Origin of the sequence: Paraburkholderia solisilvae, assembly GCF_902859875.1 — a bacterium.
In the GTDB taxonomy this organism is placed as follows: Bacteria; Pseudomonadota; Gammaproteobacteria; order Burkholderiales; family Burkholderiaceae; genus Paraburkholderia; species Paraburkholderia solisilvae.
This window is the reverse complement of the sequence record NZ_CADIKF010000061.1, coordinates 1-14,014: the sequence shown is the minus strand read 5'-3', so window position 1 is coordinate 14,014 and position 14,014 is coordinate 1. Positions and strand designations below refer to the sequence as shown.

The 14,014-nt window shown below is 63.0% G+C and carries 12 protein-coding genes; 2 read left to right on the top strand and 10 right to left on the bottom strand.

The features are described from left to right. Nucleotides 1-106: 106 nt before the first annotated feature. Both HV675_RS27445 and HV675_RS27440 read right to left on the bottom strand, forming a co-directional pair. Nucleotides 107-298 carry a 4-oxalocrotonate tautomerase gene (locus HV675_RS27445; protein WP_175114603.1) on the bottom strand — a complete coding sequence of 64 codons (192 nt, stop codon included), beginning with the start codon at nucleotides 296-298 and terminating at the stop codon, nucleotides 107-109. Nucleotides 299-399: 101 nt separating this feature from the next. Then, nucleotides 400-1,176 carry a class II aldolase/adducin family protein gene (locus tag HV675_RS27440; protein ID WP_175114602.1) on the bottom strand — a complete coding sequence of 259 codons (777 nt, stop codon included), beginning with the start codon at nucleotides 1,174-1,176 and terminating at the stop codon, nucleotides 400-402. A 240-nt stretch (nucleotides 1,177-1,416) separates the two neighbouring features. Between HV675_RS27440 and HV675_RS27435 the strand changes: the two genes are divergently transcribed. Continuing rightward, nucleotides 1,417-1,971 (top strand): putative glycolipid-binding domain-containing protein, encoded by a 555-nt coding sequence (locus HV675_RS27435; RefSeq protein WP_175114601.1) that lies wholly within the window; start codon nucleotides 1,417-1,419, stop codon nucleotides 1,969-1,971. Between the two features lie 17 nt (nucleotides 1,972-1,988). Here the strand turns inward: HV675_RS27435 and HV675_RS27430 are convergent, their stop codons facing one another. The 8 genes from HV675_RS27430 to HV675_RS27395 all read right to left on the bottom strand — a co-directional run bounded on the left by HV675_RS27430 (nucleotide 1,989) and on the right by HV675_RS27395 (nucleotide 13,626). Continuing rightward, a complete protein-coding gene (locus tag HV675_RS27430; protein WP_175114600.1) occupies nucleotides 1,989-2,960 on the bottom strand; it encodes a sulfonate ABC transporter substrate-binding protein in 972 nt (323 codons plus the stop codon). A 194-nt stretch (nucleotides 2,961-3,154) separates the two neighbouring features. Beyond that, nucleotides 3,155-3,706 carry a GNAT family N-acetyltransferase gene (locus tag HV675_RS27425; RefSeq protein ID WP_175114599.1) on the bottom strand — a complete coding sequence of 184 codons (552 nt, stop codon included), beginning with the start codon at nucleotides 3,704-3,706 and terminating at the stop codon, nucleotides 3,155-3,157. Between the two features lie 223 nt (nucleotides 3,707-3,929). After that, a complete protein-coding gene (locus HV675_RS27420) occupies nucleotides 3,930-4,754 on the bottom strand; it encodes a MetQ/NlpA family lipoprotein (protein WP_175114598.1) in 825 nt (274 codons plus the stop codon). 162 nt (nucleotides 4,755-4,916) lie between these two features. Further along, complete coding sequence (locus HV675_RS27415; RefSeq protein ID WP_175114597.1) at nucleotides 4,917-5,564, bottom strand: TetR family transcriptional regulator; 648 nt, start codon at nucleotides 5,562-5,564, stop codon at nucleotides 4,917-4,919. A 5-nt stretch (nucleotides 5,565-5,569) separates the two neighbouring features. After that, the gene (locus HV675_RS27410) at nucleotides 5,570-8,890 is read right to left on the bottom strand and encodes an efflux RND transporter permease subunit (protein WP_175114596.1); all 3,321 of its coding nucleotides are present in this window, start codon (nucleotides 8,888-8,890) and stop codon (nucleotides 5,570-5,572) included. Nucleotides 8,891-8,901: 11 nt separating this feature from the next. Next, nucleotides 8,902-10,176 carry an efflux RND transporter periplasmic adaptor subunit gene (locus HV675_RS27405; protein ID WP_175114595.1) on the bottom strand — a complete coding sequence of 425 codons (1,275 nt, stop codon included), beginning with the start codon at nucleotides 10,174-10,176 and terminating at the stop codon, nucleotides 8,902-8,904. 130 nt (nucleotides 10,177-10,306) lie between these two features. Continuing rightward, entirely contained in the window at nucleotides 10,307-11,929 is a 1,623-nt protein-coding gene (locus HV675_RS27400) for an efflux transporter outer membrane subunit (protein WP_246270578.1), read from the bottom strand. Nucleotides 11,930-12,525: 596 nt separating this feature from the next. Next, nucleotides 12,526-13,626: a TAXI family TRAP transporter solute-binding subunit gene (locus tag HV675_RS27395; protein WP_175114594.1), complete on the bottom strand. Its 1,101-nt coding sequence runs from the start codon at nucleotides 13,624-13,626 to the stop codon at nucleotides 12,526-12,528. A 139-nt stretch (nucleotides 13,627-13,765) separates the two neighbouring features. Between HV675_RS27395 and HV675_RS27390 the strand changes: the two genes are divergently transcribed. Beyond that, on the top strand, nucleotides 13,766-14,014 hold a 249-nt coding region (locus tag HV675_RS27390; protein WP_175114593.1), incomplete at its 3' end, for a hypothetical protein.

Genomic DNA, 14,014 nt, shown 5'->3' with positions numbered 1-14,014 from the left:
AAATGCGTTTTGCCCGGATGCTTCGATGGCGCGGGCGGGCGATGCGCGATGCGTCAATCCACCGCGCCGCAGCATCGGCAAAGGAATGCGGTGTGCGGCGCCCGTTTCAGGCCGGCGGGTCGGACCACAGGCGACCGCCGGTCGCCCAGTTCTCGCGCGCCACGTCGACGAGGATGATGTCCACGGACGAAGGCTCGACGTTCAGCGTTTCGCAGGTGGCTTTCGTGATGGCTTCGACAAATTCGCGTTTCTGCTCGACGGTGCGTCCTTCGAATAACTCGATGCGGAAGGTTGGCATGACAACGGCTCCTGGTTGAGAAAACAATGGAAGAGGAAGGACATGCGGCGCGCCCGTCGAAAAGGCCTTAGAGCGCGCCGCATGAAGCGGTCAGTCCGGGTTCAGTCGCGATACGAAGGGGCGATACGGTCGAGCTTGCGCAGCAGCGCAGGCCACTCGATGCCGCCTTCGACTGCGCCGCCGTCGTACAACTGCTCGGCGGCGCGCTCGGCGACTGCTTCCGGCGGCAGCACGAGGCGTGTGCCGCCTGCTTGCGCCTGCAACTGGATTTCGCACGCCTTGATCAGCGTGGCCATCAGCACATAGGCTTCGGCGACTGTCCGGCCGGCCGTCAGCGTGCCGTGATTGCGCAGCAGCATCGAGGGCTTGTCGCCGAGATCGGCGACGAGGCGTTCGCCGTCCGCCGGCGAGAACGTCACGCCTTCATAGTCGTGATACGCGAGATGGCCATGAAAACGCAGCGCGTGTTGCGAAGCGGGCAGCAAACCGGCGGGTTGAATCGACACGGCAATGCCGGCGGTATTGTGCAGATGCATCACGCAGAATGCGTCCGCGCGCGCCGCATGCACCGCCGCGTGCAGCGCGAACCCGGTTATGTTGACCGGATGCTCGCTCGTGCCGACGATATTGCCGGTAATATCGATTTTCACGAGGTTCGACGCGCTGACTTCGTCGAAGCCGAAGCCGAACGGATTGATCAGAAAATGGCCGGGCTCGTCGGGGACGCTCGCGGAGATATGGGTGTAGACGAGGTCATCCCAACCGTTGAGCGCGGCGAGCCGGTAGGCGGCGGCCAGATCGACACGCGTGCGCTGTTCGGCATCGGATATCGGGCCGGACCCGGCAATACGGCTCACAGGGCGATAGGCAAACGACATGAAGGTCTCCTTGAAGGCGCAAATGCAGGGCGGATAAGCACGACGATGATAGCGGGTAATCCGGCGGCGACGCAGGTCGCGGCCGGATATTGCGGATTGCAGGATTCGCGCTAGCATCGCGTTCACGTGAAGGCCGGCGCGGCGGCGTCGCAACCGCGATCGCACGCCGCGGACCTCCGGTAAGCGCTAACGCGTCAACGCGCCAACGCGCATCGACGCGCCGCACAGGAGACATGATTCATGCGTGAAATACGATGGGCTTCAGAAGAGGGCGACGGCATCGAGCATCTTGCGTTCGATGCGCGCGCCGATGGCTTCCATGTCGAAAGCGCTGTGGTCGGCCAGCGCTACGGCAAGCATTACGGGCTCTATTACAGCGTTCGGTGCGATCCGCAATGGCGCACGACCCATGCGTTCCTGAAAGTGATGGGCGGCGGTGAGCTCGTATTGCGCGGCGACGGCGAAGGCCGCTGGCACGACGGCCATGGGTCGAGTCTGTCCGCAATCGAAGGCTGCATCGATATCGACATCGCGGCGACGCCGTTCACCAATACGCTGCCGATCCGGCGTCTGCAGCTCGCGCGCGGCGAGCGGCGGCCGATTGCGGTCGCGTATATCTCGACACCGGATTTGCAGGTCAAGCGCGTCGACCAGGCGTACACATGCATCGAGCCGGATGTCGAATACCGCTACGAGGGCATCTTTCGCAACTTCGCCGCGAGCATGAAGATCGATGAGGATGGCCTGGTGATCGACTATCCGACGCTGTTCTCGCGTTTGCCGCCCGTGGTGTGAACGCGAGGGTAGCGCGCTTACTTGCTCGAGGCGGCCGCAAGCTTTGCGGCCGCCTCGGGGTTTTGCCAAACGTTGTTCTTTACCGTGATTCGCTGCGGAATCAGATGGGCGCCATAGAATGCATCGGCGATGCTTTGCTGTGAGCGCACGATATCGTCGGTGACGGGTTGCGTGCCGTACGGCACGCGGCGCACCCATGTATCGACCACCACGCGATCGAGTCCGACTTGTGGCGCGATCAGTTCGACCGTCTCGGCAGGGTGCGTGTTCACCCATCTGCCCGTGCTTTGCAGCTGCTCGAGCACGATGCCGACCACGTCCGGGTGTTGCTGCGCGAAGTCGCGTGTCGCTTCGTAGAAGTTGTGTCCGGCTTCGAGCGATGTGTAATCGGCGAGCGTACGCGCGCGGAGCGCGTGCTGTGCGGCCGCGTAGTACGGATCCCAGATCGCCCATGCGTCGACGGTGCCGTTTTCGAATGCGGCGCGTGCGTCGGCGGGCGGCAGATAGACGGGCTGGATATCGGTGTAGCGCAGCCCCGCCTTTTGCAGCAACGCGAGCAACAGATAGTTCGAGCTCGATCCTTTTTGCAGCGCGACGCGCTTGCCTTTGAGATCGGCGACCGTACGCAGCGGCGCATCGGCTTTGACGATCACAGCTTCGTTGGTGACGCCCGCGGGCTCCGTGCCGACATAGACGAAACGTACGCCGGCTGCCTGCGCGAATACCGCGGGCGGCGCGCCTGTCGAGCCGATGTCGATGCTGTTCGCGTTCAATGCTTCGAGGAGCTGTGGGCCGGCGGGAAATTCAAACCATTTGACGGTGTAGCCGAGCGGCTCGAGCTTCTGGTCGAGCGTGTGCTGGGCCTTGATAATCGCAAGCAGGCCGGACTTCTGGTAGCCGATGCGTAGTACCTTGCCGTTGTCTTGCGCAGACGCTGGCGCCGAGGCGAGGGCGACGGCGCAAGCGGAAAGGGCAAGGACGGGAACCATGCGCAGAAGTCGCCTTGCTATGCATGCGGTCATTCGACATCTCTCTATTGCCAAGATGAAACGATCGTCGCATGGTGAATACATGCGGCAAACGAAGCAATAGAGATTTCGTTATGACGCGGGTCGTGCGGTGCGATGGATGACGTGCCGACGGCGTGGAGGAAACATGCTTTCGGCCGGTCGGCCGGCGCTGTCTACGCCGGCTTTTCCAGCGTGCGCTGCATCAGCGTCGTATCGAGCCACCGGCCATGTTTGAAGCCGACCCCGCGCAGTGTCCCGACAAGTTCGAAGCCGGCTTTTTCGTGCAGCGACCGTGAACCGGCTGTGCCGCCGTCCGCGATCACCGCGATCATTTGCCGCCACGGTCCGCGTTCGCAGCGTGCGATCAGTGCATTCAGCAGCGCACGGCCGATGCCGCGCCCGCGAAATGCATCGTCGATATAGATCGAATCTTCGAGCGTATGGCGGTATGCGACGCGCGGCCGGTACAGGTTTGCATAGCAATAGCCGACGACATGGCCATCGATTTCCGCAACCAGATACGGCAAGCCGAGCGCGATAACGGTCGCGTAGCGTTTGAGCAGTTCGTCGACGGAAGGAGGCGTCTCTTCGAACGAAGAGACGCCTGTCAGCACATGGTGCGCGTAGATTGCCTGAATGGCGGGAAAATCCGCATCGGTTACGTCGCGGATGGTGGGCGCGGGTGAAGCAGGAGAGGCAGTGGAAGCAGGCTGATTCATCGGCATTCATTGAGGGCAGGGCGCTTGCAGCCCTCACTATGCCCGATCGGTCACGCAAATTGAAGCGCGCCAAAATAGCCTGCCTCAGGCGTGGCCGTATGTTGCGGCGCCCTCTGCGAGGCGCCGCGCTGCCACGGGGCGCTTCGGCGTCGCGTTTTCATGTCGACGCTTTTACGTCGCGCTCTTACACGCGGATATCAGCGGATCAATGCGCGGATCGCTGCTCGGATCAATTCGCGGGCCCATTCCACGCAGGCAGCGTCGCCCCGTGATAAACGCTCAGAATCTCCGCCGCGACATTCGGTTGCTGATAGCTTTCCACGAGGTCGCGCACCCAGCCCGCGTTCACATCCTTCTCGTTGACCGCAATGAAGTTCCGATACGGATTGCCGTTCACCTTTTCTTGGGCGATCCGTTCATCGGGAATCCGGATGCCGGCCTTGATCGCCCAGTCGGTGTTGACGACCGCCGCATCGAGATCGTCGATCGCGCGCCCGACGATGCCCGCGTCCAGTTCCTTGATCTGAATATGCTTCGGATTTTTCGCGATATCGCGTGCGGTCGGCAGCAGGCCGACGTCGGCGCGCAGCGCGATCAGCCCTTGCGCCTGCAATAGCAACAGCGATCGGCCTTCATTGCTCGGATCGTTCGGCACGCCGATCGTCGCGCCGTCGCGCAGCGCGGCGACCGATTTGACCTTGCGCGAATAAAGACCGATTGGCTGCACATACGTGAAGCCGACCGGCACGATGCGGTAGCCGCGCGCCTTGATCTGCGCATCGAGATACGGCTTGTGCTGGAACGAGTTCGCATCGAGATCGTGCACGGACAGCGCCTCGTTCGGCTGCGTATAGTCCGAGAACGTCGTGACCTTGATCGCGAGGCCGTGTTTGGCCGCATTGGCCGCGACGACTCGCCAGACGTCCTCGTCTTCGCCGGACATGATGCCGATGTGCAGTGTCTTTTGAGCCGCCTGCGCGAACTGCAGGGTCGCGACGCTGAAGCCGAGCAGCAGGGAAGCCAGAACGACAGCGGTGAATTTTTTGTGCTTCATGGGATGCGCGGGTCATGTGAGTTGAACATGACGGCATCCTAAGGAACGGGCTGCGACGCTGACAAATAATTTTGTTTCGTTTGCTATCTCGGCGCACCGATATATCGGTATCGCAACCCGGCACTTATCTGCTATCGCGTCGAGTACGCTGCCGGTGCGGCGTCATTCCGCCGGCATTTCCTGACGTTTCAGGGCCGGCGAATTTTTCAGCATGCCGATACACGCATCGGCAAGCAGCTTCGCGTCGCGCGGCAAGTCGACCGAGCCGTAGTCGAGCAGCCAGTGGCGCAGCACGCCGCCGAGGAACATCTGCATCACGCCTGCCGCACGCGCAGTGTCCAGTTCGCGCGGCAACTGACCCTTGTCGATGGCATTGCGCAAGCCCAGCTCCATCCGCGAGCGGCCATCGCGTGCGGCGATGCGCTGCCGCTCGAGCACCGGCGCCATGTCCTGCGTGTACTCGCACTTCGTAAACAGCACTTCGAATACGCGCCGGCTATGCGGCTCAATCGCCGCTTTGGCCAGACAGAACATGAAAAGGTCGCGGATCCGCCCGAGCGGATCCGCTTCACGCGGGTCGAAGGTCGCGGTGACCAGCATCTCCATCGGCAGCTTCACGCGCTCGGCCATCGCGTTGAACACTTCACACTTGTTCTTGAAGTGTCCGTAAATGGCGCCGCGCGTGAGTCCCGCGTGCCCGGCGATCTGCGCAAGCGACGTATGCGAGAAGCCGTGCTCGAAGAACGTTACTTCCGCCGCATCGAGAATCTGATCGCGCGTTTTCAGCGCGTCTTCGCGGGTGCGCCTCATCGCCGTTATACGTTGGCTTCCTGCGGATCGTTGCCGCCGTGATGGTGGATTTTCTTCGACGGTTCATCGAGCTTGTCGCCGAGCAGCCGCCGCACGACCACGTAGAACACCGGAATCAGCATCAGCCCGAAGAAGGTCGCGAACAGCATCCCGCCAATCACGCCCGTGCCGATCTCGTGACGCGAGGCCGCGCCCGCGCCGGTCGACAGCACCAGCGGCGCCACCCCGAGAATGAACGCCATCGACGTCATCAGAATGGGGCGCAGACGCAAGCGGCCCGCCTCGACCACCGCGTCATACAGCGTCATGCCGCGTGCCTGCCCTTCGACCGCAAATTCGACGATCAGAATCGCGTTCTTCGCGGCGAGACCGACCACGGTAACGAGACCGATCTTGAAGTAGATGTCGTTCGGCACGCCAAACCACAGGCAGAACGCGAGCATCCCGAGCATGCCGAGCGGCACCACCAGCAGCACCGCGACCGGAATCGACCAGCTTTCGTACAGCGCCGCGAGACACAGGAACACGACGAGCACCGACAGACCCAGCAGCACGGTCGCCGAACTGCCGGCGAGCAGCTCCTGATACGACTGACCGGTCCAGTCGGCCGCGAAGCCGTTCGGCAGCTTGGTATCGACGATGTTCTGCAGCGTGTTGATGGCCTGACCCGTCGAATAACCGGCAGCCGAGTTACCGACGATTTCGATCGCGGAATAGCCGTTGTAGCGCGGCAGCACGAGCGGACCGATACCCCAGTTCGCCTTCACGACGCTCGACAGCGGCACCATGTTGTACGGCGCGATCGTGTTGTTTCCCGCGGACGGGTCGACTTGCGTCAGATAGCCGCTGCTGTTCGTCGCGGTCGGGGTCGAGCTCGACGACGTCGTGCTGCCGACGCCGGCGGAGGCACTACTGCTCGTGCCCGAACTCGTTGCCGTCACGATGCCGTTGTTGGCGCCCGTCACCTTGGTCGGCGTGTACAGATGCTGGAATGCATCGAGGCTCATCCGGAATGGCGCATCGGCCTGGATGTACACGCGCTTGACGCGCCCGCCGTAGGTGAACTGGTTGATAAAGAACGGCGCCAGTTGCATCTGGATCGTCGAGTAGACGTCGGAGAGCGACAGCCCCATCGCTTCGGCCTGCACGCGATCCACTGCGATGTTCAGCTGCGGTGCGGTCGGCAGCGAGTTCGGCCGGATGCCGAACAGCACCGGGCTCTTCGTCGCATTCGCGAGCAACGTTCCGGTGGCCGCATCGAGTTCCGGCCGCGACTGGCCTTCACGGGCCTGCAGGTACATGTCGATACCGCCGAACTGGCTCAAGCCCCGAATGGTCGGCAGATTGGTCGCGAAGATCTGCGCGTCCGGCACGCTGTGCAGGATCTGGTTCACCTCCGGAATCAGCTGCATCGCGGTCTTCGAGCGCTTGTCCCAGTCGGTCAGCTTGATGAACGCCATACCGACGTTTTCGCTGGTGCCGACGAAGCTGAAGCCTTCCGGCTGGAAGATGCTCGAGATGTCCTTGCTGACCGGGCTCTTCAGCAGCGTTTCGCGCACCTCGGTCATCACCTGGTTGGTGCGTTCGATCGTCGCGCCCGACGGCAGGTTGATCAGCGCGAGGATAAAGCCCTGATCCTCATCCGGCACGAAGCCGGTCGGCAGCTTTGTGTACAGGAAGCCGGCCAGCACCGTCACCAGCACGAACAGGATCATCCAGCGCGGCGCGCGGCGTGCGGAGTGGCCGACGTGCGACACGTAGTGGCGCGTCATCCACATGAAGCCGCGGTCGAACGCGCGGAAGAACGCGTTCTTGGTCACATGGCTTTCCTGCTTGAGGATCGCCGCGCACAGCGACGGCGTGAACGACATCGCAAGGAATGCCGAGAAGATCATCGAGACCGCGATGGTCAGCGCGAACTGCGCATAGATGATGCCGGTCGCGCCAGGCTGCAGCGCGGACGGCACGAACACCGCCGACAGCACCACCGTAATCGCGACGATGGCGCCGGTGATCTGCTTCATCGCCTTGATCGTCGCGGTCTGCGGGTCGGTCTTGTCCTCCGTCATGATGCGCTCGACGTTCTCGATCACGACGATCGCATCGTCCACCACAATGCCGATGGCGAGCACCATGCCGAACAGCGTCAGCTGATTGAGCGTGTAGTGCAGCGCCGACAGACCGATAAAGGTGCCGAGCAGCGCGACCGGAATCACGAGGGTTGGAATGATCGTCGCGCGGAAGTTCTGCAGGAACAGCAGCATCACGAGGAACACGAGGATGATCGCCTCGGCGAGCGTATGCACGACGTCCGCGATCGACGCGGTAATGAACGGCGTCGTGTCGTACGGAATGGCCCACGTGACGCCGTTGGGCAAGTCTTTCGACAGCGACCCCATGGTCGACTTCACCAGATTCGCGACCTGCAGCGCGTTCGCACCCGGCAGCAGATACACCGCGAGGCCGGCGGCCGGCTTGCCGTCCCAGACCGGCGACGTGCCGTAGGTCTGCGCGCCGAACGAAATGCGCGCGACGTCGCTCAGCTTCACCGTGGTGCCGTTGCTGTTCGACGCGATGATGATGTCCTCGAACTGCCTGCGCGTCGAGAACAGCGAATCGCCGGAGATGGTCGCGGTAAACGTCTGGCCGTGCACGGCCGGATCCGCGCCGAGCGAGCCCGCGGCGAACTGCGCGTTCTGTGCGCTGATCGCGCTCTCCACCTGGGTGGTCGACAGGCCGTACGACTGCAGCTTGTCCGGGTCGATCCAGATGCGCATCGCGTATTCGGAGCCGAGCAGCGTCGTATTGCCGACGCCGTTGATCCGGCCGATGGTCGGCTGGATGTCCGACGCGAGAATATCGGACAGGCGGCCGGCGTCGATCGACGGGTTCGTCGAGCGCAGCGCGAGGAACAGCAGAATGTCCGGGCTCGACTTCGCGACCACCACGCCTTGCTGCACGACCGGCGTGGGCAAGAGCGGCTGCGCGAGCGTCACCTTGTTCTGCACCTGCACCTGCGCGATATCCGGATTGGTGCCGGTGGCGAACGTCATGGTGATCACCGACTGGCCGTTCGAGCTCGATTTCGAGCTGAAGTACAGCAGGTTATCGATGCCGGTGAGCTGCTGCTCGATCACCTGCGTGACGGTCGTTTCCATCGTCTCCGCGCTCGCGCCCGGATAGGTGGACGTGATCGTCACCTGCGGCGGCGCGATGTCGGGATACGAGTCGATGCCCATCGAGCGCATCGACAGATATCCGAACAGCGAAATCAGAATGGCGACGACCCACGCGAAGATCGGGCGTTTGATAAAAAAACTCGGCATGCCGGAAACTCCTATTGCGCGCGGCTAGCCGCGCTCGCCACTGCCGCGGGCGCGGACGCCGCCGCTCCCGATTGCGCCGGGGCGCCCGAGGCCCCCGCCGGCGCGTTTGCTGCCGCGGCGCCCGAGGCCGACGGAGCGGCCGCTGGCGGCTGCCATGCGACCGGTTCCACCGGTTGCCCTTCATGGACGCTCAGCAAGCCGGTCATCAGCACGCGGTCGCCGTCGGCGAGGCCGTTGGTGATGATCCAGCTGTTCTTGTACTGGTACGCGGTCTCGACATCCTTGCGCACGACCTTGTTGTCGGCGCCGGCGACGTACATGTACGAGCCGACCGTATCGCGCAGCAGCGCCTGCTGCGGCACGAGGATCACGTCGTTCTGCTGGCCGAGATTGATGGTCAGATTCACGTACATGCCGGGCAACAGCACCTGATGCGGATTGGCGACGAGCGCGCGCAGATTCACGGCGCCCGTCGTTGCGTTGACGGTGACGTCGGTGAAGTCGAGCGTGCCGAGCTGGTCGTACTGGCTGCCATCGGGCAGGGTGACTTCGACAGTCATCCTGTTCTGCTGAGACAGCGCGACCGAGCCCTTGGTCTGCGCCTGGCGCAGCGTGACGAGATCGGCCGCGCTGATCGTGAAGTTCACATACGACGGATCGATCTGCTGGACCGTCGTGAGCAGCGTGCCCGACGCGCCGGTGTCGCTGTTGCTGCTGCCGACCACCGCGCCCGCGGTGACGAGCTGCTGCCCGGCAATGCCGGAGATCGGCGACGTCACGCGCGTGTAGTCGAGATTGATGCGCGCGCTTTCGACCACCGCCTGGTCCGCCTTCACCTTCGCGGCGGCGCTGCGTTCGGCGGCATCCGAGTTGTCGACCGTCTGTTGCGACACCGAGCCGACCGGCAGCAGCTTGCGGTTGCGCACCGCGGTGATGTGGTCGTTGACGTAGGTCGCCTGATCCTGCGCGAGCAGCGCGAGATCGTTGTCGAGCTGCGCCTTGTAGAACGTCGGGTCGATCTGGAACAGCAACTGTCCTTCGCGGACCTGTGTGCCTTCCTTATAGACGCGCTTGAGCAGCAGGCCGGACACGCGTGCCGTTACGTTGGCGCTGTAGTAGGGCGAAAGCCTGCCGACCTGTTGCCTCGTGAGGGGCACGTCCTGCTTGTGCACCGTCACCACCGCGACCTTGGGCGGCGGCGGTGCGGCTGGCTTGTGCTTGCTGCAAGCGGCGAGGCCCAGGAGAAAAAGGCACAGCAAAGGCCCGCGTAGCGGGAATGACTTCATGAAGACTCCATTCTTGCTTGACGGCAATGATGACGACACTTCGCAGCATGCGGCGCGGCGCCTGTTCAACGAGGCGCGCCGTACCGCAGCGGCGAGTAGCGGGGGTTCAACCATGCAGGTCCGGCGCGGATCAGCGGGGCGGCGGCGTCGGCGTCGACGTCGGCTGGTTCGACGTCGGCTCGCCGGCCGGCGCGCGGGAAGGCGCGCTGTTGTCCGAAGCGGTCTGCATGTCCTTATAGTCCCAACCCCCGCCGAGATTCCTGATCAGCGCGACGCTGCTCTGCGCGAGCAGCCCTTGCGTGTCATTCAGGTTCTGCTGGGCGAGCAGCAGCGTCAGCTGTTGCGTGAGCACGTCCTGCTGGCTGGCCGCGCCGGCGTCGAACTGCGCGTTCGAGCTGGCGAACAGCTGTTGGTTGCGTTGGAGGATATCCGCGAATGACTGCGTCTGCTGGCGCAGGTGATTCACCGACGACAGGCTGTCTTCGACGGTCTGGAACGCGGTGAGCACGGTGTTGCGATAGGTCGCGACGTCCTGGTCGTACGTCGCGCGGGCTTCGCGCACCGCGGCGGTGCGTGCGCCGCCGTCGAAAATGGTCTGCGCGAGATCGGGGCCGAGCGTCCAGAAGCGGTTGGGCAGCGAGAACAGATTGGCGAACGTGTTGTGCTGGAAGCCGCCGCTTGCCGACAGCGTCACGGTCGGGAAGAAGGCCGCTTCGGCGACACCGATCAGTGCGTTGGCCGACGCTGCCGTGCGTTCGGCGGCCACCACGTCGTAGCGGCGCTGGAGCAGTTCCGACGGCACGCCGAGCGGCACTTCCGGGATCGCGAACGAGTAGGTCAGGTCCGGCGCGATCGAGAAATTCGCCGGCGGCACGCCGAGCAGCACGGCGATCGCGTGCTCGTCCTGCTCGCGCGCGATCTGCGTGGTCTGCAGATCGGCGATCGAGTTTTCGAGGTTGTCCTGCGCGACGAGCACCTGGTCGTTGGACGCCTGGCCTTGCCGGTAGGCCTCCTGCGTCATATAGAGAATGCGGCTGTTGATGTCTTTCTGTTGCTCGAGCAACTGGATGTCGATGTCGGCCTGGCGCAGTTCGAAATAGTCGATTGCGACGCTTGCCGCAATCGACAGCCGCTGACCGGCCAATTGCGCGTCGGTTGCCTGTGCGGTGCTTTTCGCGGATTCGACCTGGCGCCGGATCGCACCCCACAGGTCGAGCTCCCAGCTTGCCGACACGCCCGCGATGAAGTTGTTCGAGATGCCCGGCGTGAGCGAGCCGGTGGCCGAGCCCGACGCCGCCCCGCCCGCTGGCGTGCGGCTGCGCGTCGCGGACAGATCCGCGGAGATCATCGGGAAGAGCTGCGCCTGGTTTGCCTGCACGATCGCAAGCGCCGTGCGGTACGCAGCCTCAGCCGCGGCAATCGACTGGTTTGCCTTCTGCGATTGCTCGACCAGCTCGGTGAGCTTGTCGTCGTGATACATCTGCCACCAGTCGCTGGCAAGCGATGCCTGCGGGTTGGCCTGCGCACGCTGCCAGTTGGCGCCTTCCTTGAAGTTCTGCGGAACCTCGGTTGACGGCGTGCGGTAGTCTGGGCCTACCGCGCAGGCGGTCAGGCACAGCATGGCCGCAAGCGCGACGCTATGCTGGAACAGACGCCGTGGCCGCGACGGCGGTAGACCGCGCCGCGCGTGGGCGGACGGCTCGGGTGATGCGAACGGTGTGAATGGCGGGACGAACAGCGACACAATTTTCACGCAGCTTCCTGTCAAGGAATCGATCGGCAAGTGAAATAAGACGAACGGGAAAGTGAAGGCTGAGCTTTCCCGGATAACGAACGCTCAATGATGCATCCGGCGATTCTAGTCGCTATGAGTGAACTTATGACGGTAGGTTTTGTTTACGGCGTGTTTCGTACAGTCGGCACAACAGGCATCATGCGGACTGGACAAGAAAGCTTAATGAAAAAATCGACGCTGTAAAGGCTTTCTATTGCACGCTTTTATAAAATTGCACGACGCGTTATGCGAAACAACGTCGCTAAAACAGAGGCAGAATGGGTCGAAAAGTCGTGAAAACGCCGGAAGTAAGGTAATCCGGCTTCAGCGTTCCGAAATGTTACTTACAGAACACTTCTCGACTGTTGTGCGGCTCGAACGGAGTCGATTGACGGAAGGGAACGAAGAATCCGCAAACGCAACAATGCATTGCGCGTTAAGAACTAATGCTGACCGGAAATCGATGTATTTGTGACGTTTATATGCGGCATATCGAGTGCATCAATCGTGCGATTGAGTGAGCGCCGGCCGATACACGGCGCCCACCGTTCTCCGGCGCTCAGCTGACGAACCGATTACTTTCCGCACAACAGCAGCAAGCGCTCCTGTTCCGAGCAGGGCCGCCGGTTTACTTTTTGCGTCGTGGCCGCCGCTGCGCGCTCCGTGCCGGCTGCACCGGCTGCCTGGGTCGCGGCGCGGTGCGCGAGACAGGCCTTCAAGTGCTTCTCCACTGGCGGATAGTATTGCCAGCCCTTGCCGAGCGCGGGCAATTCGAGTTTCACCTGTTTCCACTTCGGGTGACCATGCTCCTGCAGGTTGTCGAAGTTGTCGCATAGCGAATCGGCAAAGCGGTTCAGGTTGCCGACCGTGTCGCGCAGGTTGTAGTCATAGGTGACAAGAAACGCCTTGACGGTCCAGGTCGGCACGTCTTCCTTCAGCCAGTTCGGGTAGCTCGAGACGCGTATCGTCGCGGGAAAATAGGTCTGTTTCGCGCGCGCGGTTTCGGGGGCGTTGGGATCGACGCGCAGGAAGCGGATCTGTTGCAGCAGATCCGGGTTCATTTCGGTGAAAAGCTTCGCGGGCTGGCCGGCCACGATAATCGCGACATCGATCTTCTTCACGATCAGCGCGGCGAGTGCATCCTCGTTGCTCAGATGCTGCGCATTCTGCTCGGGAATCGGCTGACCGAACATCAACCGGTAGAGCGTGGTCGCCGATTGCGCGGTGCCGCTGCCGATCAGGCCGACGCTGATCACCTTGTCCTTGATTTCGTTGATCGTCTTCATCGGCGAGTCGTTGCGCACCACGAAGTAGATCTCCTCGTCGTAGAGCGGCATGATGAGCCGCAGCGGACGAATCGTCGTGCCGGCATCCTCGTTGCCGGAATTGGCCATATCGACATACGCCTGATACACGTCGGACTGCACCAGCGCGAGTTTCACGCCCGGCTCGAAGCGCATGCGCTGCACGTTCTCCGCCGAGCCTTTCGACGGAATCACGTCGAGGTCGATGCCAGCCGGCTGCGCGACCCATTTCGACAGGTCGTTGCCAATCTGGATGTAGGTGCCGCGTTCCGGGCCGGTCACGATCTTGTAGTGCGCGTTGGCCGCGGCGGCAAGTGTCACGAAGAGCAGCGCGATCAGTCCCGCGAGCCCCGTCAGAATCGCTTTCAGCATGGTCTCTCTCCATTTTTGGTGTCGATTTTCAGCGGACGTCTACATCGTTTGGTATCCGAATGTTTAATGTGCGGTTCCCGACGGTGCTGCGTGCTTCCACCCCGACTCGAGAATCGCGCGTTCCTGCGCATCCACGCTGTTGCCGCTAGTGCTTGCCGGACTGGGGGCGCTGGCCGTGCTGGAAGTGCTGGCGGCGCCCGAAGTGCCGGTGGTGCCGGCCGTGTCTGAACTGCCAGCGGCGCCGGCGGCAGCCGTGGGGCGGTTCGTGTTTGTCATGCCCGGCAACGGAGGCGGCGGCGCGGACGCGGTCCAGTCGTTCGATACGGCCGCGGCGCCCCAATCGCGCGACGACGGCAGCCGCACGGTGCTCGCGCCGCGCGGCAGCGGC